This is a genomic window from Pseudomonas sp. UBA6562, from assembly GCF_002434265.1.
Taxonomy (GTDB): Bacteria; Pseudomonadota; Gammaproteobacteria; order Pseudomonadales; family Pseudomonadaceae; genus Aquipseudomonas.
Genome location: NZ_DJJS01000008.1, coordinates 415,838 through 440,818, shown reverse-complemented (window position 1 = coordinate 440,818; position 24,981 = coordinate 415,838). Strand labels below are relative to the sequence as shown.

The window sequence follows — 24,981 nt, the reverse complement described above, 5'->3', positions numbered from 1 at the left end:
GGCCGATCCTAACATGCGACATGCCGCCTAATTTCCTTTGACAGGAGTAGGGGGCGTCCCTAGAATGCTGCGCCTATGTTGAATGACCCGATTCCACCTCACGTTGACCCGCGCAAATTGGCCGATCGCGGCGTAACCCTTCAAGGTTCGCTGCCACTCGCTGATTTGGAAAGACTCTGCGACCCGCTTTCCGACAATGTCGGTACGGTGCAGGCGAAGTTCGATTTTGAACGAGACGAACAGCACACGGTGGTTGTCCACACCGCGCTGGATGTCGAAGTCAAGATGGTTTGCCAGCGTTGTCTTGAGCTGGTCACCCTGCCGATCCATAGCGAATGTACCTACGCCGTGGTGAAGGAGGGTGCGAATACCCAGTCGTTGCCGAAAGGCTATGACGTGCTGGAACTGGGCGAAGATCCTTTGGATCTGCAGGCGCTGATCGAAGAAGAGCTGTTGCTCGCTCTGCCAATCGTGCCTGCTCATCATCCGGAAGAATGCCAGCAGCCGGCCGGTGCAGATGAGCCCGAGCCGGGCAAGGACGAGGTATCGCGGTCCAACCCGTTCAGTGTTTTGGCGCAGTTAAAGCGTGACCCAAACGTTTAGGAGTTAATCAATTATGGCTGTTCAGCAGAACAAAAAATCCCGCTCTGCCCGTGACATGCGCCGTTCGCACGACGCCCTGTCGGAAAACGCGCTGTCGGTAGACAAGAGCACCGGCGAAGTTCACCTGCGCCACCACGTTTCGCCAGAAGGCGTATACCGTGGCCGCAAAGTGATCGACAAGGGCGCTGACGAGTAAATCTTGTCCGCTCCGATCGTCGCGATCGATACGATGGGCGGGGACTTCGGTCCCCGTCTCATTGTTCAGGCGAGCATCGCCTGCCTCAAAGCTACGCCCTCGCTGTACCTGGCCCTCGTCGGCCAACCTTCCCTTATCGAACCGCTTGTCAGTGGCTTGCCTGCCGCCGAACGCGCGCGCCTGCAAATCGTCGCAGCCAGCGAAGCGGTCGGTATGGACGAGCGGCCCAGCCAGGCACTGCGGGGTAAGCCGGATTCTTCGATGCGCGTGGCGCTGGAGCTGGTGCGCGACGGCAAAGCCCAGGCGTGCGTCAGTGCTGGCAATACGGGCGCACTGATGGCGTTGTCGCGTTTTGTCTTGAAGACGCTGCCAGGCATCGACCGTCCAGCCATGGTGGCGGCCATTCCCACGCGCGGCGGCTTCTGCCAGTTGCTGGATCTGGGCGCCAACGTCGATTGCACCGCGCAGCAGCTCTACCAGTTCGCCGTCATGGGTTCGGTAGCGGCGCAGGCGCTGGGGATCGAGCAACCACGCGTCGGCTTGCTCAACTGTGGCAGCGAGGACATCAAGGGCAACCAGCAGGTCAGGCAAGCCGCAGCATTGCTCGGCGAAGCCGGCAACCTCAACTATGTGGGGTTCGTGGAAGGCGATGGGCTGTACCGTGGCGAAGCGGATGTGGTGGTGTGCGACGGGTTCGTCGGCAATGCCGTGCTCAAATCCAGCGAAGGCTTGGTCGGCATGATTGCCGAGCGTCTGCAGGCCTTGTTTCGCCAGGGGTTGCTGGCACGCTTGGCAGGCCTGCTGGCCTTGCCATTGCTCAAACGCTTGAAGGCGGATCTGGCGCCTGCTCGGCACAACGGTGCGAGCCTGCTGGGTTTGCAAGGCATCGTGATCAAAAGCCATGGTTCGACTGGCGTGCAGGGTTTCCAAAGCGCGATCGAGCGAGCGTTGGTCGAAATTCATGTGAACCTGCCGCAGCGCCTGTCGGGTCTTCTCGAAGGGCATTTGCCTTAGGCAATGACATCGCTGAATGATTAAATGTGACCGCTTGGTCGACCTCTACATCCAAGTTTTCAGACTGACTGTCAGGCCCAGTGCCTGATTACGTACATCGATGACTTCTTCATAAGGGCCTGTTCCATGTCTGCAACCCTCGCATTCGTCTTTCCAGGGCAAGGTTCCCAATCGCTGGGCATGCTCGCCGAACTCGGTGCGCAGCATCCCTGCATCGTCGAAACCTTCAAGGAGGCCTCGGCCGCGCTGGGCTACGACCTGTGGAAACTGATTCAGGAAGGCCCTGAAGAGCAGTTGGCGCAAACCGACAAAACCCAGCCCGCCATCCTGACCGCTTCGGTCGCGCTGTGGCGTCTGTGGCAAGAGCAGTGCGACGCCCGTCCCGCGTTCGTCGCCGGTCACAGCCTGGGCGAGTACAGCGCCCTGGTGGTGGCTGGCTGCTTGACCCTGGCCGAAGCCGTACGCCTGGTCGAACGCCGTGGGCAGCTCATGCAGGACGCCGTGCCTGCGGGGCAGGGTGGCATGGCGGCGATTCTCGGCCTGGACGACGCGAACGTGATCGAACTGTGCGCCCAGGCCGCCGAAGGTCAGGTCGTCAGCGCGGTGAACTTCAATTCCCCAGGGCAGGTGGTCATCGCGGGCGAAAAGGCTGCGGTGGATCGCGCCATCGAGCTGTGCAAGGCCGCCGGCGCCAAGCGCGCGCTGCCGCTGGCGGTCAGCGTGCCGTCGCACTGTGCGCTGATGAAGCCTGCCGCCGAGCGTTTTGCCGAAGCGGTAAACGCCATCGACTGGAAAGCCCCGGCGATTCCTCTGGTGCAGAACGTCAGCGCAACCGTCCCTCGCGACCTCGACACCCTCAAGCAAGACCTGCTGGCCCAGCTTTATCAGCCCGTGCGCTGGGTCGAGTGCGTGCAGACGCTGGCCGCGCAAGGTGCGGTCAACCTGGTGGAGTGCGGCCCGGGCAAGGTCCTGGCCGGTTTGAACAAACGGTGCGCCGATGGCGTGACCACCTACAACCTCAATACCCCTGAAGCCTTCGCCGCCACCCGCGCGGCGTTGGCCTGATCTAGGAGAAGCTTGCATGAGCCTGCAAGGTAAAGTCGCCCTCGTCACTGGTGCCAGCCGTGGTATCGGTCAAGCCATCGCGCTCGAACTGGGCCGTCAGGGCGCCACCGTGATCGGTACGGCCACGTCCGAATCGGGCGCTCAGCGTATCGCCGAGACCCTCAAAGAGCACGGTGTCGCCGGTACCGGCATGGCGCTCAACGTCACCAGTGACGAGTCCGTAGCCGCTGTGCTTGCCGCCATCGGCGAGCAGTTCGGTGCGCCGACCATCCTGGTCAACAACGCCGGCATCACGCGTGACAACCTGATGCTGCGCATGAAAGACGACGAGTGGTTCGATGTCATCGACACCAACCTCAACAGCCTTTACCGTCTGTCCAAGGGCGTGCTGCGCGGCATGACCAAGGCCAAGTGGGGTCGTATCATCAGCATCGGCTCGGTGGTCGGGGCCATGGGCAACGCCGGCCAGGTCAACTACGCCGCTGCCAAGGCGGGCCTAGAAGGCTTCAGTCGCGCCCTGGCGCGTGAGGTCGGCTCGCGCAACATCACGGTCAATTCGGTGACGCCAGGTTTCATCGACACCGACATGACGCGTGAATTGCCAGAGGCGCAACGCGAATCCCTGCAGACCCAGATTCCCCTGGGTCGCCTGGGTCAAGCGCAGGAAATCGCCAATGTGGTGTCTTTCTTGGCGTCCGAAGGCGCCGCCTATGTCACGGGTGCTACCGTACCCGTGAACGGCGGGATGTACATGTAACCAGCAATTCAATGTGACGGATTGCGCGGAAAAATAGCCAGACTGCGCCCTCAAAATCCGTTATAAAGCTGCATCCAGATTCCAGGCGGCGGGTCGGGTGACCACGAGGTGACGCATTAAGCTTGAAAAGCAGGCGTCTTTCTATAAAATTACTCACCGGTCAGCTGCCTGACATATGTCCATTAGGAGTGAAAACAAGGTATGAGCACCATCGAAGAACGCGTCAAGAAAATCGTTGCCGAGCAACTGGGCGTCAAAGAAGAAGAAGTGACCAACGAGAAGTCTTTCGTCGACGACCTGGGTGCCGATTCGCTTGACACTGTTGAGCTGGTGATGGCTCTGGAAGAGGAATTCGAAACCGAGATTCCTGACGAAGAAGCTGAAAAAATCACTACCGTACAATCTGCCATCGACTACATCAATAATCACCAGGCTGCTTAAGCCGTTTGTAGTCGACGCTTCTTGTCGAGAAAAACCGCACTGCCGTCACTGGCGTGCGGTTTTTTCTTTGCGAGAACAGTAGTTATTTCAAAAGGAGAGTTCTGTGTCGCGTAGACGCGTCGTGGTCACCGGTATGGGGATGCTGTCGCCACTGGGCACCGATGTGCCGAGCACATGGCAGGGTATTCTGGCCGGTCGCAGTGGTATCGGTCCGATCGAGCATACCGATCTGTCTGCCTACTCCACCCGTTTCGGCGGTTCGGTCAAGGGCTTCGAAGTCGAGCAGTACTTGTCGCCCAAAGAAGCCCGTAAGCTCGACCTGTTCATCCAGTATGGCCTGGCGGCCGGTTTTCAGGCGGTACGCAATGCCGGGCTGGACATCACCGATGAGAACCGCGAGCGCGTCGGCGTGGCGATGGGGTCGGGCATCGGCGGGCTGACCAATATCGAAGAAACCAGCCGGACCTTGCACGAGCAAGGCCCGCGGCGGATCTCGCCGTTCTTCGTCCCAGGTTCGATCATCAACATGATCTCGGGCTTTCTGTCCATCCATCTGGGGCTGCAAGGCCCTAACTACGCCGTTTCCACGGCCTGCACCACAGGCACGCATTGCATCGGCATGGCTGCGCGCAACATCGCCTATGGCGAAGCCGACGTGATGATCGCCGGTGGTGCCGAAATGGCGGCTTGCGGTTTGGGTATGGGGGGCTTCGGTGCCTCGCGTGCCTTGTCCACCCGCAACGACGAACCGACCCGGGCGAGCCGGCCTTGGGACAAGGGGCGCGACGGTTTCGTACTGTCCGACGGTGCCGGTGCGCTGGTGCTCGAAGAGCTCGGTCACGCCCAAGCGCGCGGCGCGACCATTTATGCCGAGCTGGTTGGCTTCGGCATGAGCGGCGACGCTTTCCACATGACCTCTCCACCCGAAGACGGCGAGGGCGCTGCGCGCTGCATGGCCAATGCCTTGCGCGATGCCGGTGTGGCACCCCATGAAGTCAGCTACATCAATGCCCATGGCACGTCGACACCTGCCGGCGACCTCGCCGAAGTGTCGGCGATCAAGCGGGTATTCGGCGAGCATGCCTATAGCGTCGCCGTCAGCTCGACCAAGTCGATGACCGGCCACTTGCTGGGCGCTGCTGGCGCTGTAGAGGCGATTTTCAGCGTGCTGGCGATCAACAGTCAGATGGCGCCGCCCACCATCAACCTGGACGAACCGGACGAAGGTTGCGACTTGGACTTCGTGCCGCACCAGGCGCGTAGCATGCCGATCGACGTGGTGCTGTCCAACTCCTTCGGCTTTGGCGGCACCAATGGCTCGCTGGTGTTCCGCAGGTTCCCTGGCTGATGCACAGTTGGATCGACGGTCAGCCGGCGACTGCACTGAACTTGCAGAATCGGGGTTTGGCCTACGGCGATGGTCTGTTCGAGACCATCGCCGTGCGAGGAGGGCGGCCGAGTTTGCTCGACGCACACCTCGCGCGGCTGGCGCAGGGCTGTCAACGTCTGCACATTCCCGCCGACATCGCGCTGATACGCGAGGAAATCCTGCGTTATGCCAGCGCACTCGACCAGGGTGTGGCCAAGCTGATCCTCACGCGCGGCGATAGCCAACGCGGTTATGCCAGCGCGCCGGCTGCCGCACCGCGTCGCATCCTGCAAGCTGCCCCTTTGCCCGACTATCCCGAGGCCCATGCCGAGGCCGGCGTACGGCTGTACCCCTGCCGCACGCGCCTGGCCGAGCAACCTTTGTTGGCGGGCCTCAAGCACCTCAATCGTCTGGAGCAGGTGCTGGCCCGCGCAGAGTGGCAGGACGCCGAGCACGCCGAAGGCTTGATGCGCGACATTCAGGGTCGGGTCATAGAGGGTGTGTACAGCAACCTGTTCTTGGTCAGCCACGGTCGGCTGCTGACCGCCGACCTGTCCCGCTGCGGCGTGGCTGGCGTGATGCGCGGTGTCTTGATCGCGCACGCGTCGGCCCTGGGCATCGAGGTGCAGGTAGGCGAGGTCTCGACGGCAGCGTTGGAGCAGGCCGACGAAGTGTTCGTCTGCAACAGCGTTTATGGTATTTGGCCAGTGCGTGCCCTGGATACGCTGAACTGGTCGCCGGGCCCGCTCACCCGTAAACTGCAGGCCTTTGCCCGTACGCTACTGGAAACCTGATTCGTGAGACGTAAAATCCTCCTGCTCCTGGAAATAGGCCTGGTGCTGGCCGGCCTGACGTTTGGCTGGGCGGCCTGGAAGGTCCAGTCGGTGGTCGACCAGCCGCTCCAGTTGAGCGAAGAGCGCATGCTCGAAGTGCCCGCCGGCACCACGCCCAACCGCATGTTCTACCGCATGCAGAGCGAGGGGCTGCTCGACGAGGCCATGTGGCTACGTTTGTATTGGCGCTTCAACATGGCCGACACCGCCCTGCACACCGGTGAATATCGGTTGACGCCGGGCATGACCATGGGCGAGTTGTTCGGCGCCTGGCGCCGGGGCGATGTGGTGCAGTACACCCTCACGCTGGTCGAAGGCTGGAACTTCCGTCAGGTGCGTTCGGCATTGGCTCGCCATGACACCCTCGAGCACACGCTCGAAGGTCTGAGCGACACCGAGGTAATGGAAAAGCTCGGCCACTCTGGTGTGTTCCCCGAGGGGCGTTTCTTCCCCGATACCTATCGGTTCGTGCGCGGCATGACCGATGTCGAACTGTTGCAGCAGGCTTACCAACGTCTGGACGAGGTGCTGGCCAAGGAGTGGGCCGAGCGCGCCACCGGCCTGCCTTACCGTGACCCATACCAGGCCCTGATCATGGCTTCGCTGGTAGAAAAGGAAACCGGTATCCCGCAAGAGCGTGGGCAGATCGCCGGCGTATTCATCCGCCGTCTGCGCCTGGGCATGATGTTGCAGACCGACCCCACGGTCATCTACGGCATGGGTGAGCGCTACAACGGTCGCATCACCCGTGCCGACCTGCGCGAGCCTACGCCCTACAACACCTACACCATGACCGGGTTGCCGCCTACGCCGATCGCCATGGTCGGGCGCGAGGCGATCCATGCCGCGCTCAATCCGGCCGACGGCAGCAGCTTGTATTTCGTGGCACGGGGTGATGGCAGCCATGTATTCTCCGATGATTTGGACGACCATAACTCCGCCGTGCGCGAATTCCAGCTCAAGCGCCGCGCCGACTATCGCTCCAGCCCTGCGACGCCGGGTGCCTCCACTACCGAACCCGCCCAGAGCGCTCCTGCCGACCCCGCACCCGCTGCGTCCCAGGGCAGCACACCACCTGGCGACGGCACCGAGCCCAGTGCCGTCGCACCAGACGAGCCCGTGCAGACGCCGGCGCCCGACACCAATCGTTAAGGACTGCCCGTGAGCGGCTTGTTTATTACCCTCGAAGGCCCGGAAGGCGCGGGCAAGACCACCAATCGTGAATACCTGGCCACGTGCTTGCGCAAGCAGGGCGTGGAGGTGGTGCTCAGTCGCGAGCCAGGCGGCACGCCGTTGGCGGAGCGTATCCGCGAACTGCTGCTCGAACCCGGCAGCGAAGCCATGGCCACCGATACCGAACTGCTGTTGATGTTCGCTGCCCGTGCCCAGCACCTGGCGCAGGTGATCCAGCCTGCGTTGACGCGCGGTGCGGTGGTGATCTGCGATCGGTTCACCGACGCCACCTACGCCTATCAAGGCGGTGGGCGCGGGTTGCCCGTGTCGCGCATCGCCGTTCTGGAAGACTTCGTACAGGGCGCCTTGCGCCCCGACCTGACCCTGATCTTCGACCTGCCGGTGCAGGTAGGTCTGGCGCGCGCCGCAGCCCGCGGCAGGCTGGACCGTTTCGAGCAGGAGGGCCGCGACTTCTTCGAAGCGGTGCGCCGCACCTACCTCGAGCGCGCCGGCATGGCCCCCGAACGCTACCGTCTGATCGACGCTGCGCAGCCCCTGGAAAGCGTACAGCGTCAGCTCGATGGGCTACTGCCCGACATTCTGGATCGGTGCCGTGGCTGAAACCTTTCCCTGGCAGACCTCGTTGTGGCAGCAGATGGCGGGCCGTGACCGGCATGCCCATGCCTATCTGTTGCATGGCCCACAGGGCATCGGCAAACGCGCACTGGCCGAACGGTTGATGGCACTGCTGTTATGCCAACGGCCGCAGGGAGGAGACGCCTGTGGCCAGTGCAAGGCGTGCCTGCTGTTGCAGGCTGGCACGCACCCCGACCACTTCGTCCTCCAGCCTGAGGAAGCCGACAAGCCGATCAAGGTCGACCAGGTTCGCGAGCTGGTGGCGTTCGTCGTGCAGACCGCGCAACTGGGCGGACGCAAGGTGGTGGTCATCGAACCGGCCGAGGCGATGAACCTCAATGCGGCGAACGCCTTGCTCAAAAGCCTGGAAGAGCCCTCGGGCGACACTGTGCTGGTGCTGGTCAGCCACCAGCCGAGCCGATTGCTGCCGACCGTCAAGAGCCGCTGCCAGCAGATCGCCTGCCCGCTGCCCGACCAGGCCCAGAGCCAGGCGTATCTGGCCACGGCATTGCCCGAAGCCGATGCCCAGGAGCGTGAAGAGCTACTGGCCCTGGCCTGTGGGTCGGCACTGTTAGCCGTTACCTTGCAGGAGCAGGGCGTGCGCGAGCAGCGCGCGCTGGTGGTCGACGGGGTGAAGAAGCTGCTCAAACAGCAGAAGTCGCCCAGCCAACTGGCCGAAGCTTGGAACGGCGTGCCGCTGCTGCGCCTGTTCGATTGGTTCTGCGATTGGTCGCATCTGGTACTGCGCTATCAGCTGACCCAGGACGAACAAGGCTTGGGCATGGCCGACATGCGCAAGGTCGTCCAGTACCTGGCACAGAAAAGCCGCCAATCCACCGTGCTCGACCTGCAAGTGTGGGTGTTGGAACAGCGGCAAAAAGTGCTCGGCAAAGCCAACCTCAACCGCGTTTTGTTGATCGAGGCCTTGCTGGCCCGCTGGGCGCAGTTGCCCGGTTCGCGTTGAAACCCAATTTTCCAACGGATACCTGTTTTCCTATGCTCGTAGATTCGCATTGCCACCTCGATCGACTTGACCTCAGCAGCCACCAAGGCTCGCTCGATGCCGCGTTGCAAGCGGCGCGCGATCGGGGAGTGGGGCACTTCCTGTGCATTGGCGTCAGTGCCGACAACGCCGGTGCGGTCAAGGCGCTTAGCGAGCAATATGCCGACGTCGATTGCGCCGTGGGCATCCACCCCCTCGATGTGACACCAGGCCAAGCCCCGGCCCTCGACTGGTTGCTGGGCGAGCTGGCCCATCCGCATGTCGTCGCGATCGGCGAAACCGGCCTGGACTATCACTACGAACCCGAGGCCGCCGAGGTGCAGCAAGCCTCGTTCCGCTTGCATCTGCAAGCCTCGCAGCAGACGGGCAAGCCGGTCGTGGTGCATACCCGTGCCGCCCGTGCCGATACCTTGGACCTGCTGCGCGAATTCAGCCTGCCGCAGGCCGGCGTGCTGCACTGCTTCACCGAAGACTGGGCAATGGCCAAGGCGGCACTGGACTTGGGCTACTACATTTCGCTCTCGGGTATCGTCACTTTCCGCAATGCCGATGCGCTGCGCGACGTCGCGCGGCAGGTGCCTGCCGATCGTCTGTTGGTGGAGACCGACTCGCCTTATCTCGCGCCCATTCCCCACCGTGGCAAGCCCAACCTGCCGCAATACGTGCGCGAGGTGGCGGAATTCGTCGCCTCGGTGCGCAGCGAAAGTTACGAAGGCTTGGCCGAGCAGACGACTGAAAACTTCAAACGGTTGTTCCCGCTGGCACGGGTAGCCTAACGGCCCTGCCGACCAGGCAAAAAAAACCCGGGTCCGGGGGGCGGAGTCCGGGTCAAGACCATTAGGAGTAGAACAAAGGCGCTCGGTCCATGGCGCCTGCGCCGACGCATCGCCAGGGGGTGCGAGGCGTCGGCCTTTTCAGTATTGGCCAGGATTGGCTCAGTGCCAGCCCCGGTGATCATTTTTTAAGCAGATTCACCCTGTGCCGCCGAACGGTCGGCGCAGGCGTTGGCAAAGAGGGGCAGGGTTGCAGGTTGCTCCACGTCATCGCTCGCTGGCGTCGATTCCGATGTTCCGTGCAATTTGCTGACGGTTAGGCATAATAATCCGCTTCGTTTTTCAGCCAGTCCTCCCCATGCAGAAAGAATCTCGTAAGGTCCGTGAGTTTCGCCGCCGCGAGCAGGAAATCCTCGATACCTCCCTCAAGCTGTTTCTTGAGCAAGGCGAAGACAGCGTCACCGTCGAGCTGATCGCCGACACCGTCGGCATCGGCAAAGGCACGATCTACAAGCACTTCAAGTCCAAGGCCGAGATCTACCTGCGGCTGATGCTCGACTACGAGGGCGACCTCAACCGGTTGTTGCATTCCGACGACGTCGACCGCGACCAGGAAGCCTTGTCGCGCGCCTATTTCGAATTCCGCATGCGCGACCCTCAGCGTTACCGCCTGTTCGACCGGCTCGAAGAGAAGGTCGTCAAAGGCAATCAAGTGCCGGAGATGGTCGAAGAACTGCACCGCATCCGCGCTTCGAATTTCGAACGCCTCACCTCGCTCATCAAAGGCCGCATCAGCGAAGGCAAGCTCGAAGACGTCCCGCCGTACTTCCACTATTGCGCCGCCTGGGCGTTGGTGCATGGCGCGGTGGCGCTGTACCACTCGCCGTTCTGGAGCAATGTGCTGGAAGACCAGGAAGGGTTCTTCCAGTTCCTGATGGACATCGGCGTGCGCATGGGCAACAAGCGCAAGCGCGATCCGGAACCGCTCGCCTGATCCTGCACGCCGTTCGCACACCTGGCGCAAAAGCTGCATTGCACCTTTGGACGCCGGGTTTTCGACGCCGGTAGGGAGAGGAAGGATGCGGAGTCTGGTTTTGCTGCTGGCGCTGTGTGCGTTGAGCGGCTGCATGAACGTGAGCGACATGGGCGAGGGCGTGCGCTATCACATGAGCGACGCCGGCTTGCTCGACCACAGTGACACCCGGCGTACCCTGTCGATCCGTCTTCAGCCTGATTCCTACATCCTGATCGGCCAGGGCGCTTTCGTGCCGCCCGGCAAAGGGCCGCAGCCCCGGCAGAACGTGGTGGCTGAAGAGGCCTTCAAAGCCTTCGTCGAGTACTTCCCCTTGGTGCGTCGCGCCGATGGACCGCTGGGTCTGGAGGAAGCACTGGCGCAGGCACGTTCGCTAGGCGCGCACTATGTGCTCTACACCCGCTACGCGCGTACCGACGACCGCATCGGCAATGGCGACCAGTGGTATGACGAACAGGCGGTCGATCGCTTGGGCTGGGATTCGGGCGTGGTGCAGATGATGCTTATCGAAACCAGCACCCGTTATCTGATCGACACCGTGCGCATCAAGAGCCGTGGCGGATTGTTGACGCTGCATGACAACAAACCCGAAGATTTGCTCGGCGCCCCCATGCGCGAGTACGCTCGAAGCCTTCTGGGCATGAGTCGCTGAGGGTGTGATGACCGAGTCGGACAAGGCGGGTGAATTGCTGGCACAGATTCCCAAAGGGCAGGCGCGTGCGCCCGTGCACCTATGGAATCCGGATTTCTGCGGCGACATCGACATGCGCATCGCGCGTGATGGCACTTGGTACTATCTCGGTACGCCCATCGGTCGCAAACCTATGGTGCGCTTGTTCTCGTCCATCCTGCGCCGGGAAGGCGACGACTACTTCTTGGTCACGCCGGTCGAGAAAGTGGGCATCCGCGTCGACGATGCGCCCTTCGTGGCGGTGCTGCTCGAGGTGATAGGGCAGGGCGAGCAGCAAGTGCTGCGCTTCACCACCCAGGTCGACGAGCAGGTCGAAGCAGGGCCGGAGCATCCGATAGAGGTGAAGGTCGATGCCCATTCGGCCGAGCCATCGCCCTACTTGCGCGTGCACGACAACCTGCATGCGCTGATCCATCGCAACGTCTTCTATCAGATGGTGGAGCTGGCCGTACCCAGGCTCATCGACGGTCGGCAGTGGTTGGGCGTATGGAGTTCGGGGGCGTTCTACCCGATCGGCGAGGCCGAGTGAGCCGGCGCTCGCAACCAGTGGGTCGACCATAAAAAAACCTCCAGTGCGTGCACATCTGGAGGTTTTTCGTTTGGCTCCGCGACCTGGACTCGAACCAGGGACCCAATGATTAACAGTCATTTGCTCTACCGACTGAGCTATCGCGGAATGTGTGCGTATGTTACTGATTGCAAAGGGGAAGTCAACCTTCCCCAATGCGTTTGTAGCGTTACAGGACTTCCACGATGGCCTTGGTCACCACGTGGATGTTCGACTGATTGAGCGCCGCGACGCAGATGCGTCCGGTGTCCAACGCATAGATGCCGAACTGCTCTTTCAAGCGCGCCACCTGCTCGGCGCTCAGGCCCGAGTAGGAGAACATCCCGCGCTGGCGGCCGACGAAGCTGAAATCGCGCTGCGCGCCGTAGTGGGCCAACAACTCGACCATCTGTTTGCGCATGCCGTGGATGCGCTGGCGCATCTCGCCCAGCTCGGTTTCCCACATCTGCCGCAGCTCAGGGCTGTTGAGCACCGCTGCGACCACGCTGGCGCCGTGGGTCGGTGGGTTGGAGTAGGTGGTGCGGATGACCCGCTTGACCTGCGACAGCACACGCGTGGCTTCATCCTTCGAGCCCGTGACGATCGACAGCGCGCCGACACGCTCGCCATACAGCGAGAAGGATTTGGAGAACGAGCTGGAGACGAAGAAGTCCAGGCCGGATTCGGCGAACAGGCGCACGGCGAGAGCGTCTTCGTCGATACCGTCGCCAAACCCTTGGTAAGCCATGTCGAGGAACGGTACATGACCTTTGGCCCTGACCACGTCCAACACGTTTTTCCAGTCGTCCAGGCTCAGGTCGACACCGGTTGGATTATGGCAGCAGGCGTGCAGCACGATGATCGAGCCCGACGGCAATCGCTGCAGGTCTTCGAGCATGCCGCTGCGGTTGACGTCATGGCTGGCGGCGTCGTAGTAGCGGTAGTTCTGCACCGGGAAGCCGGCGGTTTCGAACAGCGCGCGGTGGTTTTCCCAGCTCGGGTCGCTGATCGCCACGACGGCGTCGGGGCTCAGGCGCTTGAGGAAGTCGGCGCCGATCTTCAAAGCGCCCGTGCCGCCGACGGCTTGCACGGTGACGACCCGGCCGGCTGCCAGCAACGGCGACTCGGCGCCGAACAACAGCTTCTGTACCGCCTGGTCGTAGCTGGCGATGCCGTCGATGGGCAGATAGCCGCGCGAGAGCTGCTGCTCGGTGCGCTGGCGCTCGGCTTCGATCACGGCACGCAGCAGCGGAATTCGACCGGTTTCGTCGGAGTAGACACCCACGCCCAGGTTGACCTTGTCGGTCCGGGGATCGGCGTTGAATGCTTCGTTGAGGCCCAGGATGGGATCGCGGGGTGCCAGCTCGACAGCGGAAAACAGGCTCATTTTACCTTGGCTCTGATTGAAGGATGGGAGCACGCGCACCCTTCAGCCGACATGCACTGAAGCGGTGCACAAACGGGGAGTCAGTATAGTGATGAGCCTGCCGCACTGCGACAGTCTGGCGCAGGTTTTCCAGCTTTTGACGCGATTTTTTTCCAACCATTGATCGGTTGGCCCGGTCCATTGCATAGCGACCGGTCGGGTGGCGGGGGAAAGGGTTCTCCAGCCTACCCGAATGGGTATAAACTACTGGTTAAATTTACAGGTGGCAGAGGTCTCTCATGTCCGAGTTCCAGCTCGTTACCCGCTTCGAGCCCGCTGGCGACCAGCCCGAAGCCATCCGCCAGATGGTCGAAGGCATCAACGCCGGGCTGGCGCATCAGACCTTGCTCGGCGTCACCGGCTCCGGCAAGACCTTCAGCATCGCCAACGTCATTGCCCAGGTGAAGCGCCCTACGCTGATCCTGGCGCCCAACAAAACCCTCGCGGCGCAACTGTACGGGGAATTCAAGGCGTTCTTCCCCAATAACGCGGTCGAATATTTCGTTTCCTATTACGACTACTACCAGCCCGAAGCCTATGTGCCGTCGTCCGACACCTTCATCGAGAAGGATGCCTCGATCAACGACCACATCGAGCAGATGCGTCTATCGGCCACCAAGGCCCTGCTCGAGCGACGCGACGCCATCATCGTCACCACGGTGTCGTGCATCTACGGTCTGGGCAGCCCCGACACCTACCTGAAGATGGTGCTGCACATCGACCGCGGCGACAAGCTCGACCAGCGCGCGCTGCTGCGTCGCCTCGCCGACCTGCAATACACGCGCAACGAGATGGACTTCGCCCGTGCCACGTTCAGGGTGCGTGGCGATGTGATCGACGTGTTCCCGGCCGAATCGGACCTCGAAGCCATCCGCATCGAGCTCTTCGACGACGAGGTGGAGAACATCGCCGCCTTCGATCCGTTGACCGGTGAGGTGATCCGCAAGCTGCCACGTTTCACCTTCTACCCCAAGACCCACTACGTCACCCCACGCGGCACCTTGCTGGAGGCGATGGAGGGCATCAAGGTCGAGCTCAAGGACCGGCTCGAATACCTGCACAAGCAGAACAAGCTGGTCGAAGCCCAGCGCCTCGAACAACGGACCCGCTTCGACCTTGAGATGATGCTGGAGCTTGGGTATTGCAACGGCATCGAGAACTACTCCCGCTACCTGTCCGGGCGACCCTCGGGCGCTGCGCCGCCCACCTTGTACGACTACCTGCCAGCCGATGCGCTGCTGGTGATCGACGAGTCGCACGTCAGCGTGCCCCAGGTCGGCGCGATGTACAAAGGCGATCGCTCGCGCAAGGAAACCCTGGTGGAGTATGGCTTCCGTCTGCCGTCGGCGTTGGACAACCGGCCTATGCGCTTCGACGAATGGGAGGCCATCACGCCGCAGACCATCTTCGTCTCGGCCACGCCTGGGCCTTACGAAACCGAGCATGCCGGGCGCGTCGTGGAACAGGTTGTGCGCCCCACCGGCTTGGTCGATCCACCCGTGGAGGTGCGTTCGGCGCTGACCCAGGTCGACGACTTGCTGTCGGAGATCCACAAGCGCGTGGAGGTCGGCGAACGGGTGCTCGCGACCACGCTGACCAAACGCATGTCCGAAGACCTGACCGACTACCTGGCCGACCACGGCGTCAAGGTGCGTTACCTGCACTCGGACATCGACACCGTGGAACGGGTCGAGATCATCCGCGACCTGCGCCTGGGCACCTTCGATGTGCTGGTGGGGATCAACCTGCTGCGCGAAGGCCTGGACATGCCGGAAGTGTCGCTGGTGGCGATCCTCGATGCGGACAAAGAGGGCTTCCTGCGCTCCGACCGCTCGCTGATCCAGACCATCGGCCGCGCTGCGCGCAACCTCAATGGCCGCGCCATTCTGTACGGCGACCAGATCACCGGTTCCATGCGCCGTGCCATCGACGAAACCGAACGGCGGCGCGAAAAGCAGATGGCCTTCAACGAAGAGCACGGAATCGTGCCCAAAGGCGTGGTCAAGGACATCACCGATATCCTCGAAGGCGCCACCGTGCCGGGCGCGCGCAGCAAGAAGCGCAAGGGGGCGGCGAAGGCGGCGGAGGAGAGCGCACGGGCCGAGGCCGAACTCAAGACCCCAGCCGACATCACCAAACGCATCAAGCAGCTTGAGGAGCGCATGTTCCAAGCCGCGCGCGACCTGGAGTTCGAGACCGCAGCGCAGTTGCGTGACGAAGTGGGCAAGCTGCGCGATCGGTTGATTACCACGTGATGGAGTGAAGGGCAGGGCGGGGCACGTTAGGTCGTCCCACCCTCTGCCACGCAGATCCATTCCAAGCCTGGGTCAGTCACGACCCAGGTCTGCCATGGCTGGAGCAGCATGCCTGCTCCCTGCTACCATTCGCGCCTTTGTTTCATTGCCCCTCGAGACCCTCCATGACCACCGTTCGCACGCGTATCGCGCCATCGCCCACTGGCGATCCCCATGTCGGCACTGCCTATATTGCCCTGTTCAACTACTGCTTCGCCAAGCAGCACGGCGGCGAGTTCATCCTGCGCATCGAAGACACCGATCAACTGCGCTCGACCCGCGAGTCGGAACAGCAGATTTTCGACGCATTGCGCTGGCTCGGTATCGAGTGGAACGAAGGCCCCGATGTGGGTGGCCCGCATGGCCCCTATCGGCAGAGCGAGCGCGGCGAGATCTATGCCCGCTACGCCAAGCAATTGGTCGATGCCGGACACGCCTTCTACTGCTTCTGCACGGCCGAAGAGCTCGAGCAGATGCGCGCCGAACAGATGGCCCGTGGCGAAACCCCGCGCTATGACGGCCGCGCCCTGCAACTGAGCGAAGAAGACGTGCAGCGTCGCCTGGCCGCAGGCGAGCCGCATGTGATCCGCATGAAAGTACCTGGCGAAGGTGTGTGTGTCGTGCCGGACATGCTGCGTGGCGACGTGGAGATTCCTTGGGACCGCATGGACATGCAGGTGCTGATGAAGAACGACGGCCTGCCGACCTACTTCCTGGCCAACGTGGTCGACGACCACCTCATGGGCATCACCCATGTGCTGCGCGGCGAAGAATGGCTGCCCTCGGCGCCCAAGCTCATCAAGCTCTACGAGTACTTCGGTTGGGAGCAGCCCAAGCTGTGCTACATGCCGCTGCTGCGCAATCCGGACAAAAGCAAGTTGTCCAAACGCAAGAACCCTACGTCGGTGACTTTCTACGAGCGCATGGGCTTCATGCCCGAAGCCATGCTCAACTACCTGGGGCGCATGGGCTGGTCGATGCCCGACGAGCGCGAGAAGTTCTCGCTGGCCGAGATGGTCGAACATTTCGACCTGTCGCGCGTTTCCTTGGGCGGGCCGATTTTCGACATCGAGAAGCTGTCATGGCTCAACGGTCAATGGTTGCGTGAGTTGCCGGTCGAGCAGTTCGCCGCGCGCTTGCAGAAGTGGGCCTTCAACAGCGACTACATGATGCAGATCGCCCCGCATGTGCAGGGCCGTGTGGAAACCTTCAGCCAGGTCGTGCCGTTGGGTGGTTTCTTCTTCGAAGGTGGCGTGAAGCTCGATGCCAGCCTGTTCGAAAGCAAGAAGCTCAGCGCAGATCAGGTTCGCCAGGTGGTGCAGCTGATCCTGTGGAAGCTCGAAGGCTTGCGGCAGTGGGAGAAGGAACGCATCACCGGCTGCATTCAGGCCGTGGTCGAGGCGTTGTCGTTGAAGCTGCGTGACGCGATGCCGCTGATGTTCGCCGCCATTACCGGCCAGGCCAGCTCGGTGTCGGTGCTCGACGCCATGGAAATCCTCGGGCCGGACCTCACCCGCTACCGCTTGCGCCAGGCGCTGGACCTGCTGGGCGGCGTATCCAAGAAAGAGAACAAGGAGTGGGAAAAGCTGCTGGCGACCATCGCCTGAAGCCATGGATGCAGGTGGGCTTCATGTCCAGCAGGCCGCGGTGAGAGCTGCGGTCTGCGCAGCCAGGGGCGTTCATGCCGGGGCAGGCTGGTAAGTGACTGTTATCTGGGAAATTTTTTTTGATATTTTTCGAAAATAAGTTTGACAGACTAGCGCTCTGAACTTAACATGCGCCCCGTCCACAGCGATGAACCACCAGGAAGCGCCAGGCACCCAGCCAGCGGTTCGGTTGATCGAGACATTGTGGGGCTATAGCTCAGCTGGGAGAGCGCCTGCATGGCATGCAGGAGGTCAGCGGTTCGATCCCGCTTAGCTCCACCACATTCCGCTTCATGATTGAAACCATGAAGCAAGACCAGGTCCAGCGCCTGGTCTTGAAGGCAAGAAGGTTCGTCCCCTTCGTCTAGTGGCCTAGGACACCGCCCTTTCACGGCGGTAACAGGGGTTCGAGTCCCCTAGGGGACGCCAGTTTTACACAAGCGATGGTTGTTTCGTCGCTGGGCCGAGAGGCTAGAAATCCGGGGCTATAGCTCAGCTGGGAGAGCGCCTGCATGGCATGCAGGAGGTCAGCGGTTCGATCCCGCTTAGCTCCACCAATTTTGCCAGGATGCGTGAATTACGCATTTGCACGAAGGTTACAAGTCCCCTTCGTCTAGTGGCCTAGGACACCGCCCTTTCACGGCGGTAACAGGGGTTCGAGTCCCCTAGGGGACGCCACTTTTACCCGCGTTTTGCGGGACTTAAAGAGGCTCATTCGCAGATTGAATGAGCCTTTTGTTTTCGGGGCTATAGCTCAGCTGGGAGAGCGCCTGCATGGCATGCAGGAGGTCAGCGGTTCGATCCCGCTTAGCTCCACCATTTCTGCCAGGATGCGTGAATACGCGTCTGCACGAAGGTTACATGTCCCCTTCGTCTAGTGGCCTAGGACACCGCCCTTTCACGGCGGTAACAGGGGTTCGAGTCCCCTAGGGGACGCCATTTTCACTCGCGTTTTGCGAGACTTCAAAGGCTCATTCGCATATTGAATGGGCCTTTTGTTTTTTCCGGCATCCGGTCATGTCTTCGTTCTGGCTGTGCAGTCTGCAACCCAAGGGCACATCCGTTAAACTCGGTCGCTCACCTGATCGTCGGAGCCGCTATGAGCTGGGACTTCCCAACGCCATTCATCATCGACCTGCGCGTCGGCGCCGAAGACATCGACGGTCTCGGCCATGCCAATAATGCCGCTTACGTCACCTGGCTCGAGCGTTGCGCCTGGCGCCATTCCCAGCGCCTGGGCCTGGACCTGGTCGAGTACCGTCGGCTGGATCGCGCCATGGCCGTGGTTCGCCACGAAATCGATTACTTGGCGGCCGGTTACGAAGACGACGAACTGCAGCTGGCGACCTGGATCGTCGAATGGGACCAGCGCCTGCGCATGCAGAGACGTTTTCAGCTCAAGCGGCCGCGTGATGGCGTCACATTGCTGCGTGCGCAAACCACGTTCGCCTGCATCGAGCTGTCCACCGGCAAGCCCAAGCGCATGCCGAAAGAATTCATCGAAGGCTACGGGCCGGCCTTGGCCAGTGCTTGAACGACCGCCCTGCGCGGTCGTCTTTTTCCCGAGAGTCGTTTATGCAAATTGCCTTGGCCCCCATGGAGGGGCTGGTCGACAACATCCTACGCGACGTGCTGACGCGAGTCGGGGGTGTCGACTGGTGCGTCACCGAATTCATCCGCATCAGCGATCGTCTGCTGCCGGCGTCCTCGTTCCACAAGCTGGCGCCCGAGCTACGCAACGGCGCGCAGACGGCGGCAGGGGTGCCTATGCGCGTGCAACTGCTCGGCTCCGATCCTCACTGCCTGGCCGATAATGCCGCCTTGGCCTGCGAGCTGGGTGCGCCGGTGATCGACTTGAACTTCGGTTGCCCGGCCAAGACGGTGAACAAGTCGCGCGGTGGCGCCGTGCTGCTCAAAGAGCCCGAACTGTTGCACGCCATCGTCCGCGAAGTGCGCCGCGCCGTTCCTCCGCACATACCCGTGACGGCCAAGATGCGCCTGGGCTTCGAGACGCCGGACGGCGCCCTGGAATGCGCCACGGCATTGGCGGAGGGCGGGGCGCAGCACCTGGTGGTGCATGCCCGTACCAAGGTCCAGGGCTACAAGCCGCCTGCGCATTGGGAATGGGTGGCACGGGTGCAGGACGTAGTCCAGGTACCCGTGTTCGCCAATGGCGAAATCTGGACCGTCGAAGATTGGCAACGCTGCCGCGAGGTCAGTGGCGCAGAGCACATCATGCTGGGCCGTGGCCTGGTGTCGCGTCCAGACCTTGCCTTGCAGATCGCTGCCGCGCGCAACGGGCAGGCTTACGAACCGCTGCAATGGACGGCCTTGCTGCCGCTGTTGCAGTGCTTCTGGAGACAGGCCCAGGACAAGTTGTCGCCACGCTATGCGCCAGGCCGGTTGAAGCAATGGTTGGCCATGCTGACGCGCAGCTACCCCGAAGCGGTGGCCCTGTTCGCGCAGGTACGGCGCAGCGACGACTGCCAGGCCATCACCCAGCTGTTGGATCTGCCGATCATGCCTAAGCCACACGACGATATGCACGTGGCCTGAGGGCAAGCGAAAAAATTTTCAGCACACGCCTTGAAAGCGGTTTGTCGGCCCCTATCTATTTGAGTACGCGATGCCGAAGTCGGGTCGCGCAGTGACTTTACTTGCTGAATCTCAGGAGTTTATGACCATGACTACCGCTTTCTCTCTCGCTCCACTGTTCCGCCATTCCGTTGGCTTCGACCGCTTCAACGACCTGTTCGAATCGGCCGCCCGCAATGAGTCGGGCAGCAGCTATCCACCCTACAACGTGGAACGCCACGGCGACGATCAATACCGCATCGTCATCGCTGCGGCAGGCTTCCTCGAAGAAGACCTGGACCTGCAAGTGGAAAAGGGTGTGCTGACGGTAACCGGCAGCAAACGCGACGCGGGCGCCAACGAGGTGACCTACCTGCACCAGGGCATCGCACAACGCGCCTTCAAACTGTCGTTCCGCCTGGCCGACCACATCGAGGTCAAGGCCGCAGGCCTGGCCAACGGCTTGCTCAATATCGAGCTGCTGCGCCTGGTACCGGAAGAGGCCAAGGCCAAGCGCATCCCGATCAATGGTGAGGCCAACGTGCTGAATTGATTCGGTAGAGCGCTACCCGGTAGCACGCTGCAAGAAAGGGCACCTTCGGGTGCCCTTTTTCATTGCCGCTAGCACCTCGCCTGTTCAAGCAAGGCGCGGAATCGCTCGAGTGGCAGCGGTCGGCTGTGCAGGTAGCCTTGGTAACAGTGGCAGCCCAAACGCTCGAGGAAGGCCAGTTGCTCGGGCTGTTCCACGCCTTCGGCAATGACTGCCAAGCCCAGGCTGTGCGCCATGGCCACGATGGCGCGGACGATCTCGGCGTCGTTGGGGTCGGTGGTTGCGTCGCGTACGAAGGTCTGGTCGATCTTCAAGGCATCGACGGGCAAGCGCTTGAGGTAGGTGAGCGAGGAGTAGCCGGTCCCGAAATCGTCCATCGCAAAGCCCACGCCCTGGCGTTTGAGTTCATGCATCTTGCCGATGGTGTCCTCCAGATTGCGGATGACGATGCCCTCGGTGATCTCCAATGTGAGTACGCGAGGTGGCAAACGATACACCGCGAGGCTGCGCAAAACGCGCTCGACGAAGTCGCTTTGGCGGAATTGCCGCGGGCTGATGTTCACGCACAGGCTGAACGTCTGCGCATCGACCAGGCCGCCTTCGACCAGAGCGGCGCAGGCCGCGCAGGCCTGATCGAGAATCCAGTGGCCCACCTCGACGATCAGCCCGCTCTCTTCGAGCACCTGAATGAACTGCCCCGGCGATTGCTGGCCCAGTTGCGGGTGATGCCAGCGCAGCAGCACTTCAGCGCCGATGATGCGCTGTACGCGCGCATCGACCTGGGGCTGGTAGTGCAGCGCCAGCTCATCCCGGGCCAACGCCGCGCGCAGTTCGTTTTCCATGCGCAAGCGCTCGCTGGCGGCCTTTTGCATGGTGTCGTGGAAGAGCTGCGTGGTGTTGCGTCCGAAATCCTTGGCGCGATAGAGGGCGATGTCCGCGCGTTTGAGCAAGTCGGCAGGCGTCGTGCCATGGTCGGGTATCAGCGCCACACCGATGCTGGGCGTCACCTGCAAGCACTGGCCTTGGAGCGACATTGGCTCGGCGAGCAGACCCCTCAAGGTGTCGGCCAACTCTCGGACGGTGCGCTCGACCGTCTCGCGACAGCCTTGCAGTCCGCTGATCAGTACCACGAACTCGTCGCCGCCGAGGCGTGCGACCGTGTCGTGCTGGCGCACACTGGCTTCCAGGCGAGCGGTGATGATCTTGAGCACCGCATCGCCCACCGGGTGGCCCAGGGAGTCGTTGATGTGCTTGAAGTGGTCGAGGTCGAGAAACAGCAGGGCGCCTCTCAGGTCGCGCTGGCGCAGCCAGACGATCTGCTGGCTGAGCCGATCCATCAGCAGGGCGCGGTTGGGCAGGTTGGTCAAAGGGTCGTGGTAGGCGAGGTGGCGGATCTGCGCCTGCGCCTCGCGCAGCAGGCTGACGTCGCGTGCGGTCAGCAACAGGCATTCGACGTCGTTGAGCGTGATCGGCTCCACCGACACTTCCACATTGAGGATGTCGCCGCGTTTGCTGCGCGCCAACATTTCCCGATTGAGCGCCCGGCCCTTGGTCCTCACCTCGGCGATCAACCCGGCACGCTGCTCGTCATCGGCCCAGATACCCAGGTCGCGCGCAGTGCGACCGAGCACTTCGTAGGCACTATAGCCGGTCAGGCGGCAGAATCCGTCGTTGATCTCGACGTAGCGGCCCGTGGCGAATTCGGTGATGGTGATGGCGTCAGGGCTGGAGTGGAAGGCCTTGGCGAACTTTTCTTCGCTGGCCTTGAGCGCTGCCTCGGCGCGCTGCTGTTGAGTGATGTCGCGTAGGGTGGTCACACGGCAGGGTTGGTCGCCAACAAGGATCGAGCGGCTGGAAATCACGCAGGTCAGCGCAGTGCCATCGCGGTGGTGCACCTGCACGGCGACGTTGTCCAGCTTCTCGCCCAGCAGCGCTCGCTCGCGGTGCTCGATGCGCTGCGCCGCACCCACCCACAGATCGAGTTGTTCGCAGGTGCGGCCGATCACCTGGTCGGCGGACCAGCCGAACGTCTGCGTGAAGGCCGGGTTGATTTCGACGAACTGGCCCGTGTCTTGGCGGGTGACGCAGATCGGATCGGGACTGACCAGGAACAGGCTGGCGAATTTTTCCTCCGAAGCGCTCAGGCGCTGCTCGCGCTCCACCTGTTCGGTGATGTCGAGCAGGGTGCCGGCCATGCGCAGCGGCTGGCCCTGGTCGTCGCGATACAGCCGCGCGCGGCTTTCGATGTAACGCGACGCGCCGTGCGGGGGTTGCACGCGGTAAGTGATCTGGTAATTGCCGGCCGGCCCTTCGCGCAGGCTGCGGTAGGCCTTGCGCATCTCCGTGCGCTCAGGCTCGGATACGCCTTCGAAAAAAGCTTCGAACGACTCGTGGAAAGGCACCGGATCGAGCCCGTGCAACTGCGCCGCACGTGCCGAGCCATACAGCAGGCCGCTGGGTATGTGCCAGTCCCAGGTGCCCAACTGTGCCGAGTCCAGTGCCAGGTCGAGCCGTTCCTGACTGTCCAGCAAGGCCTGTTCGCCGCGTTTGCGTTCGCTGGTGTCGACGAAGGTGCTGATCAGGTGCGTGACGCCTTCGAGCTCGATGCTTTGGGTCGAGAGAATGCCATCGTGGACCTGGCCGTCCATGGCCCGGAACTGCACCTCGAGGGTCACCGGGCCACTGTTGTTGCGCGTGGCTTCCAGTATTTGCAAGCGGTGCCGCAGGTCCACCCATAGACCCACCTCCAGCGTGGTTCTGCCTATGACCTGGGCGCTCGGCCAGCCCAGGGTGTGTTCGAAGTGCTGGTTGACCTCGAAGATCATGCCGTCGTGGCGGCGGCTGAGCAGGATGACGTCCGGGCTGAGCTGAAACAGCGTGGCGAAGCGCTTTTCCGAATTCGTCAGCGCGCTTTCGCGCTCGCGCTGGCGGGTGACTTCACGCACCACGCCGATCATCTGCCGCCGCCCGTCGCCGTCCAGCGTCAGGCTGCCGTTGATTTCCAGCCAGTGCAGGCTGCCATCGGGCCAGCGGATGCGATGGCGCATGGCCTGGCGCACCGGTTGGCCGTCGAGCACGGCCTGGAACGCCAGGCGGGCGCGCTCGCGGCCTTCTTCGGGCAGTAGGTCGAGATAATCGATGTCGTCGGGCAGGGCGCATTGCGGATCGAAGCCGAACAGCGCATGGGTGCCGCGCGACCAGCTCACACGGCCGCTGTCGATGTCCCACAGCCAGGCGCCCAGATGCGCGCCGTTGAGCGCGGCGAGCAATTGCGGAGCGTTCTGCCAGGCTTGCTCCGAGGCCTGTGGATCGATGGCGGGGATGCGCGGCAGGCGCGTGAGGCTATCAGCGGAGTTGGGCATCGGTAGCAGACCTTGGGCAAGCGGCATCCCTGGCGGTGAATGGCGTTCTGGCAGACGCTCAGGCCAGGTCGGCAGAGCTGTCGAGCAGCGCCATGAAGGCTTTGGCCGCGTTGGATAGCGTTCGTTCGGTGTGCTGGATGTAGCCCAGCCGACGCGACAACTGCACGCCGTCCAAGGCGATGGAGGCAACTTGCTCGTCGAGCATGGTGCGCGGCAACACGCTCCAGGCCAAGCCGATCGACACCATCATCTTGATGGTTTCCAGGTAGTTGGTGCTCATTGCGATGTTCGGCGCCAAACCCTGGCTTTCGAACAGGCGCTGCACGATGTGGTGGGTAAAGGTGTTGCCGCCGGGAAATACGGCCGAATGGGCCGCGACCTCGGCCAGTGTGACCCCTCTGCCGCGCGCCAAAGGATGTTCGGGCGCGGCTACGAAATCCAGGGCATCGGTCCAGACCGGTACGGCACGCACCAATGGGTGGGGCTCGGGGGCCAGGGTGATGACGGCGACCTCGGCGCGACCATGGAGAATTTCATCGTAGGCCGCTTCCGAATCCATGAACTGAATGTCCAGTGCCACTTCCGGGTACTGACGGGTGAAAGTGCGCAGCAGCGGGGGGAGGCGATGCAGGCCGATGTGATGGCTGGTGGCGAGGGTCAGGCGACCCCCGACTTCGCCGGTCAGATTGGTCAATGCGCGTCGTGTATCGTCGAGCACATTGAGAATCTGATAGGCCCGCGGCAGCAGTGCACGGCCGGCCTCGGTCAGGTTCACCTCTCGGCCGAGGCGGTCGAACAGGCGCACGTCGAGCTGCTGCTCCAGGCCGGCAATGCGTTTGCTGATCGCCGGCTGGGTCAGGTGCAGGCGCTCGCCGGCACCGGAAAAACTGCTGCACTCGGCGACGGCGATGAAGGCGCTGAGGTTGGCCAGGTCCATGATGAATGGGATTCCTTACGGTTATGCAAAGTATGAAAAATATGAATTTGAGTTATTC

At 62.4% G+C, this 24,981-nt stretch carries 23 protein-coding genes and 7 tRNA genes; 26 read left to right on the top strand and 4 right to left on the bottom strand.

Annotated elements, in window-relative coordinates:
• Positions 1 to 75 precede the first annotated feature (75 nt).
• The 15 genes from B4M43_RS17675 to B4M43_RS17605 all read left to right on the top strand — a co-directional run bounded on the left by B4M43_RS17675 (position 76) and on the right by B4M43_RS17605 (position 12,116).
• Positions 76 to 603, top strand: a complete 528-nt coding sequence (locus B4M43_RS17675) for a YceD family protein (protein ID WP_296268757.1) — start codon at positions 76 to 78, stop codon at positions 601 to 603.
• 13 nt (positions 604 to 616) lie between these two features.
• Positions 617 to 799: a 50S ribosomal protein L32 gene (rpmF, locus tag B4M43_RS17670; protein WP_085675542.1), complete on the top strand. Its 183-nt coding sequence runs from the start codon at positions 617 to 619 to the stop codon at positions 797 to 799.
• Positions 800 to 802: 3 nt separating this feature from the next.
• Positions 803 to 1,813, top strand: a complete 1,011-nt coding sequence (gene plsX, locus B4M43_RS17665) for a phosphate acyltransferase PlsX (RefSeq protein WP_296268756.1) — start codon at positions 803 to 805, stop codon at positions 1,811 to 1,813.
• A 126-nt stretch (positions 1,814 to 1,939) separates the two neighbouring features.
• Positions 1,940 to 2,878 carry an ACP S-malonyltransferase gene (gene fabD, locus B4M43_RS17660; protein WP_296268755.1) on the top strand — a complete coding sequence of 313 codons (939 nt, stop codon included), beginning with the start codon at positions 1,940 to 1,942 and terminating at the stop codon, positions 2,876 to 2,878.
• A gap of 16 nt (positions 2,879 to 2,894) precedes the next feature.
• Positions 2,895 to 3,635: a 3-oxoacyl-ACP reductase FabG gene (fabG, locus tag B4M43_RS17655; protein WP_296268754.1), complete on the top strand. Its 741-nt coding sequence runs from the start codon at positions 2,895 to 2,897 to the stop codon at positions 3,633 to 3,635.
• 201 nt (positions 3,636 to 3,836) lie between these two features.
• Entirely contained in the window at positions 3,837 to 4,076 is a 240-nt protein-coding gene (gene acpP / locus B4M43_RS17650; protein WP_296268753.1) for an acyl carrier protein, read from the top strand.
• 103 nt (positions 4,077 to 4,179) lie between these two features.
• Complete coding sequence (gene fabF / locus B4M43_RS17645) at positions 4,180 to 5,424, top strand: beta-ketoacyl-ACP synthase II (protein ID WP_296268752.1); 1,245 nt, start codon at positions 4,180 to 4,182, stop codon at positions 5,422 to 5,424.
• Positions 5,424 to 6,239: an aminodeoxychorismate lyase gene (gene pabC, locus B4M43_RS17640; RefSeq protein ID WP_296268751.1), complete on the top strand. Its 816-nt coding sequence runs from the start codon at positions 5,424 to 5,426 to the stop codon at positions 6,237 to 6,239. Before fabF ends, pabC begins: the two co-directional genes overlap by 1 nt.
• Before the next feature lie 3 nt (positions 6,240 to 6,242).
• Entirely contained in the window at positions 6,243 to 7,430 is a 1,188-nt protein-coding gene (gene mltG, locus B4M43_RS17635) for an endolytic transglycosylase MltG (protein ID WP_296268750.1), read from the top strand.
• A gap of 9 nt (positions 7,431 to 7,439) precedes the next feature.
• Positions 7,440 to 8,072: a dTMP kinase gene (gene tmk, locus B4M43_RS17630; protein ID WP_296268749.1), complete on the top strand. Its 633-nt coding sequence runs from the start codon at positions 7,440 to 7,442 to the stop codon at positions 8,070 to 8,072.
• Entirely contained in the window at positions 8,065 to 9,051 is a 987-nt protein-coding gene (locus B4M43_RS17625) for a DNA polymerase III subunit delta' (protein ID WP_296268748.1), read from the top strand. The genes tmk and B4M43_RS17625 overlap by 8 nt, the downstream gene beginning before the upstream one ends.
• Before the next feature lie 32 nt (positions 9,052 to 9,083).
• Complete coding sequence (locus tag B4M43_RS17620; protein ID WP_296268747.1) at positions 9,084 to 9,866, top strand: TatD family hydrolase; 783 nt, start codon at positions 9,084 to 9,086, stop codon at positions 9,864 to 9,866.
• A 355-nt stretch (positions 9,867 to 10,221) separates the two neighbouring features.
• Positions 10,222 to 10,857 carry a TetR/AcrR family transcriptional regulator gene (locus B4M43_RS17615; protein ID WP_296268746.1) on the top strand — a complete coding sequence of 212 codons (636 nt, stop codon included), beginning with the start codon at positions 10,222 to 10,224 and terminating at the stop codon, positions 10,855 to 10,857.
• An 85-nt stretch (positions 10,858 to 10,942) separates the two neighbouring features.
• On the top strand, positions 10,943 to 11,548 hold the full coding sequence (locus tag B4M43_RS17610; protein ID WP_296268745.1) for a DUF4823 domain-containing protein: 606 nt from the start codon (positions 10,943 to 10,945) through the stop codon (positions 11,546 to 11,548).
• Positions 11,549 to 11,555: 7 nt separating this feature from the next.
• Positions 11,556 to 12,116: a DUF1285 domain-containing protein gene (locus B4M43_RS17605; protein WP_296268744.1), complete on the top strand. Its 561-nt coding sequence runs from the start codon at positions 11,556 to 11,558 to the stop codon at positions 12,114 to 12,116.
• 71 nt (positions 12,117 to 12,187) lie between these two features.
• Here the strand turns inward: B4M43_RS17605 and B4M43_RS17600 are convergent.
• Together B4M43_RS17600 and B4M43_RS17595 are read right to left on the bottom strand one after the other, a co-directional pair.
• Positions 12,188 to 12,263: transfer RNA gene (locus B4M43_RS17600), tRNA-Asn, on the bottom strand.
• Between the two features lie 61 nt (positions 12,264 to 12,324).
• Positions 12,325 to 13,521, bottom strand: coding sequence for an amino acid aminotransferase (locus tag B4M43_RS17595; protein WP_296268743.1), 1,197 nt, complete (start codon positions 13,519 to 13,521; stop codon positions 12,325 to 12,327).
• A 278-nt stretch (positions 13,522 to 13,799) separates the two neighbouring features.
• On the opposite strand from B4M43_RS17595, the gene uvrB reads away from it, so the two are divergent.
• From uvrB to B4M43_RS17540, 11 genes are all read left to right on the top strand, one after another.
• Positions 13,800 to 15,815: an excinuclease ABC subunit UvrB gene (gene uvrB / locus B4M43_RS17590; RefSeq protein ID WP_296268742.1), complete on the top strand. Its 2,016-nt coding sequence runs from the start codon at positions 13,800 to 13,802 to the stop codon at positions 15,813 to 15,815.
• A 164-nt stretch (positions 15,816 to 15,979) separates the two neighbouring features.
• Positions 15,980 to 17,461: a glutamate--tRNA ligase gene (gene gltX, locus B4M43_RS17585; RefSeq protein WP_296268741.1), complete on the top strand. Its 1,482-nt coding sequence runs from the start codon at positions 15,980 to 15,982 to the stop codon at positions 17,459 to 17,461.
• 245 nt (positions 17,462 to 17,706) lie between these two features.
• Positions 17,707 to 17,782, top strand: a tRNA-Ala gene (locus B4M43_RS17580).
• A 71-nt stretch (positions 17,783 to 17,853) separates the two neighbouring features.
• Positions 17,854 to 17,929: transfer RNA gene (locus tag B4M43_RS17575), tRNA-Glu, on the top strand.
• 52 nt (positions 17,930 to 17,981) lie between these two features.
• Positions 17,982 to 18,057: transfer RNA gene (locus B4M43_RS17570), tRNA-Ala, on the top strand.
• A gap of 45 nt (positions 18,058 to 18,102) precedes the next feature.
• A tRNA-Glu gene (locus B4M43_RS17565) sits at positions 18,103 to 18,178 on the top strand.
• Between the two features lie 65 nt (positions 18,179 to 18,243).
• Positions 18,244 to 18,319 (top strand) — tRNA-Ala (locus B4M43_RS17560).
• A 44-nt stretch (positions 18,320 to 18,363) separates the two neighbouring features.
• Positions 18,364 to 18,439, top strand: a tRNA-Glu gene (locus tag B4M43_RS17555).
• Positions 18,440 to 18,599: 160 nt separating this feature from the next.
• Positions 18,600 to 19,034 carry an acyl-CoA thioesterase gene (locus tag B4M43_RS17550; protein WP_296268740.1) on the top strand — a complete coding sequence of 145 codons (435 nt, stop codon included), beginning with the start codon at positions 18,600 to 18,602 and terminating at the stop codon, positions 19,032 to 19,034.
• 41 nt (positions 19,035 to 19,075) lie between these two features.
• Entirely contained in the window at positions 19,076 to 20,056 is a 981-nt protein-coding gene (locus tag B4M43_RS17545; RefSeq protein ID WP_296268739.1) for a tRNA dihydrouridine synthase, read from the top strand.
• A 127-nt stretch (positions 20,057 to 20,183) separates the two neighbouring features.
• Positions 20,184 to 20,627: an Hsp20 family protein gene (locus B4M43_RS17540; RefSeq protein WP_296268738.1), complete on the top strand. Its 444-nt coding sequence runs from the start codon at positions 20,184 to 20,186 to the stop codon at positions 20,625 to 20,627.
• A 68-nt stretch (positions 20,628 to 20,695) separates the two neighbouring features.
• Here the strand turns inward: B4M43_RS17540 and B4M43_RS17535 are convergent, their stop codons facing one another.
• Together B4M43_RS17535 and B4M43_RS17530 are read right to left on the bottom strand one after the other, a co-directional pair.
• Positions 20,696 to 23,986, bottom strand: a complete 3,291-nt coding sequence (locus B4M43_RS17535; protein WP_296268737.1) for an EAL domain-containing protein — start codon at positions 23,984 to 23,986, stop codon at positions 20,696 to 20,698.
• A 58-nt stretch (positions 23,987 to 24,044) separates the two neighbouring features.
• A complete protein-coding gene (locus B4M43_RS17530) occupies positions 24,045 to 24,923 on the bottom strand; it encodes a LysR family transcriptional regulator (protein WP_296268736.1) in 879 nt (292 codons plus the stop codon).
• Positions 24,924 to 24,981 lie beyond the last annotated feature (58 nt).

Coding starts and splice junctions, on each gene's coding strand:
- B4M43_RS17675 (WP_296268757.1), top strand. CDS start 76: ATGTTGAATGACCCGATTCCACCTCACGTTGACCCGCGCAAATTGGCC.
- rpmF (WP_085675542.1), top strand. CDS start 617: ATGGCTGTTCAGCAGAACAAAAAATCCCGCTCTGCCCGTGACATGCGC.
- fabD (WP_296268755.1), top strand. CDS start 1,940: ATGTCTGCAACCCTCGCATTCGTCTTTCCAGGGCAAGGTTCCCAATCG.
- fabG (WP_296268754.1), top strand. CDS start 2,895: ATGAGCCTGCAAGGTAAAGTCGCCCTCGTCACTGGTGCCAGCCGTGGT.
- acpP (WP_296268753.1), top strand. CDS start 3,837: ATGAGCACCATCGAAGAACGCGTCAAGAAAATCGTTGCCGAGCAACTG.
- pabC (WP_296268751.1), top strand. CDS start 5,424: ATGCACAGTTGGATCGACGGTCAGCCGGCGACTGCACTGAACTTGCAG.
- B4M43_RS17620 (WP_296268747.1), top strand. CDS start 9,084: ATGCTCGTAGATTCGCATTGCCACCTCGATCGACTTGACCTCAGCAGC.
- B4M43_RS17615 (WP_296268746.1), top strand. CDS start 10,222: ATGCAGAAAGAATCTCGTAAGGTCCGTGAGTTTCGCCGCCGCGAGCAG.
- B4M43_RS17610 (WP_296268745.1), top strand. CDS start 10,943: ATGCGGAGTCTGGTTTTGCTGCTGGCGCTGTGTGCGTTGAGCGGCTGC.
- B4M43_RS17605 (WP_296268744.1), top strand. CDS start 11,556: ATGACCGAGTCGGACAAGGCGGGTGAATTGCTGGCACAGATTCCCAAA.
- B4M43_RS17595 (WP_296268743.1), bottom strand. CDS start 13,521: ATGAGCCTGTTTTCCGCTGTCGAGCTGGCACCCCGCGATCCCATCCTG.
- uvrB (WP_296268742.1), top strand. CDS start 13,800: ATGTCCGAGTTCCAGCTCGTTACCCGCTTCGAGCCCGCTGGCGACCAG.
- gltX (WP_296268741.1), top strand. CDS start 15,980: ATGACCACCGTTCGCACGCGTATCGCGCCATCGCCCACTGGCGATCCC.
- B4M43_RS17550 (WP_296268740.1), top strand. CDS start 18,600: ATGAGCTGGGACTTCCCAACGCCATTCATCATCGACCTGCGCGTCGGC.
- B4M43_RS17545 (WP_296268739.1), top strand. CDS start 19,076: ATGCAAATTGCCTTGGCCCCCATGGAGGGGCTGGTCGACAACATCCTA.
- B4M43_RS17540 (WP_296268738.1), top strand. CDS start 20,184: ATGACTACCGCTTTCTCTCTCGCTCCACTGTTCCGCCATTCCGTTGGC.
- B4M43_RS17535 (WP_296268737.1), bottom strand. CDS start 23,986: ATGCCCAACTCCGCTGATAGCCTCACGCGCCTGCCGCGCATCCCCGCC.
- B4M43_RS17530 (WP_296268736.1), bottom strand. CDS start 24,923: ATGGACCTGGCCAACCTCAGCGCCTTCATCGCCGTCGCCGAGTGCAGC.